Raw genomic sequence first — 1938 nt, 5'->3', positions numbered from 1 at the left:
ACATTCCGTCAGTACGTGGAGGACGTGAAAAAGCGGGCCTTGCAAGCATATGAGCATCAGGACTATCCGTTTGAGGAACTGGTGGAAAAGCTGAACGTGAAACGGGATATGAGCCGCAATCCGCTGTTCGACACGATGTTTGTGCTACAAAACACCGAAGAAAGTGAGCTGAGACTAGCGGATATCAGCTTCCGTCCATATGGTATGGAACAGACTCCGGCGAAGTTTGACCTGATGCTGGAAGCCAGCGAGAAGAAAGAAGGTATTCAATTCGTATTAGAGTATGCAACGTCACTGTATGAGCGAGAAACCATCGAGCAGATTACACGCCACTTCGTACGGTTGGCTGGAGTTATTGCGGTGAATCCCGATACGACGCTGGGTGAGCTGGAATGGGTCACGACAAAAGAAACCGTACCTGTCCTGAAAATCCATCAAGACCGCCAAAAGGCTTCTCGTTACTGGAGGGCATATTTGGAGGGGAATACGGAGCCGTCCCATTTGCCTCAGACAAAAATGCTGAGTAACGAGAAATATCAGCCAGAGCAACTTGATTTTGATCTGGGTGTAAGTCTGACGATCCAGATTCAGCAGATCGCCAAGCGTCATCAGGTGACTTTAAATACGCTGATCCAGAGCGTTTGGGGCATATTGCTGCAAAAGTATAATGGCACAGATGACGTCGTGTTTGGCAGTATGGATTCCGAGCGTACGATGGACGCTTCACAGGTAGGGCAAATAATTGATCAGCACATAAATACGGTACCTGTTCGGATCAATAGTCATGAGGAAAGCCTGTTCTCGGATTTGATGAAACAAATTGAGAAGCAGTCTAGATCTATCCATGCACATGCCACGTATTCACTGGATGAAATTCAAGAGTTGTTGGAGCTAAAGGAGGATTTGGTCAACCATATACTCATTTTTGTAAATGATTCAGGTGAGGAACAAGCCGAGCAAGTGAATGACGTTGCCGAAGCTAGTTTCAGTAGGAATAGTGTAGAGTCCGTCGAACCGACAAGCTATGATTTTAATCTGGTGGTACAGTCGGGGAAAGCCATTCACATGAGCTTTAATTACAATACTCTGGCATTTGAGCGGGAAAGTATAGAGCAGATTCAGAGACATCTGGTGCGGCTGCTGGAGCAGGTAACGGTGAACCCGAATATTCCTGTACGTGAGTTGGATGTATTGACCGAGCAAGAACGCGAGCAAATCCTGCACGTGTGGGGAGATACGGCAGCGGACTATCCAAGTGAGCAGACAATTCACGGTTTGTTTGAAGCTCAGGCTTTGCAAACACCAGAGCAGGCGGCCTTGTTCTTCGAGGGAGAAGAGCTGACCTACCGCGAGCTGAATGAACGAGCCAACCGATTGGCTCGTACCTTACGGAGTCATGGCGTGACGAAGGATCGTCTGGTGGGTCTGATGACGGAGCGCTCGATAGATATGATCGTGGGGATGTTTGGGATTATGAAAGCCGGAGGCGCGTATGTTCCGATAGATCCGACGTACCCAGAGGAACGTATCCGCTACATGCTCGATGACTCGGGTGCGGAATTGCTGCTAACGCAAAGCCATCTGGTGGAAAAGGCCACTTTTGGCGGCAAGGTACTGGTGCTGGATGGGGTGCAGGAGGCCTACCACGAGGATGGTTCGAATCTGGAGCTGTTGTCTGCCCCGAACGATCTGGCATATGTGATTTATACGTCGGGTACGACGGGACAGCCGAAGGGTGTTATGATTGAGCACCGCGGGCTGTGCAACCTCAAAACCTATTTCGATGAAACACTACAGATGAGCTTGTCGGATCATGTCTTGATGTTTGCCAGTTATTCCTTTGATGCCGCTTGCTGGGAAGTGTTTCAAACGCTGTTCTGCGGAGCCACGCTATATATACCGACATCGGAAACGATTTTAAACTATGGACAGTTCGAG

General features: G+C 49.0%; 1 protein-coding gene. It reads left to right on the top strand.

What is annotated here, in order from left to right; all coding sequences use genetic code 11:
• A partial coding sequence (locus AC6EJC_RS26765) for a non-ribosomal peptide synthetase (RefSeq protein ID WP_444956513.1) occupies positions 1–1938 on the top strand: 1938 nt, incomplete at both ends.

It is taken from the genome of Paenibacillus sp. TY11, assembly GCF_059772165.1.
Note: the sequence above shows the minus strand (reverse complement) of the source record. Positions and strands in the feature narration are given on the sequence as shown.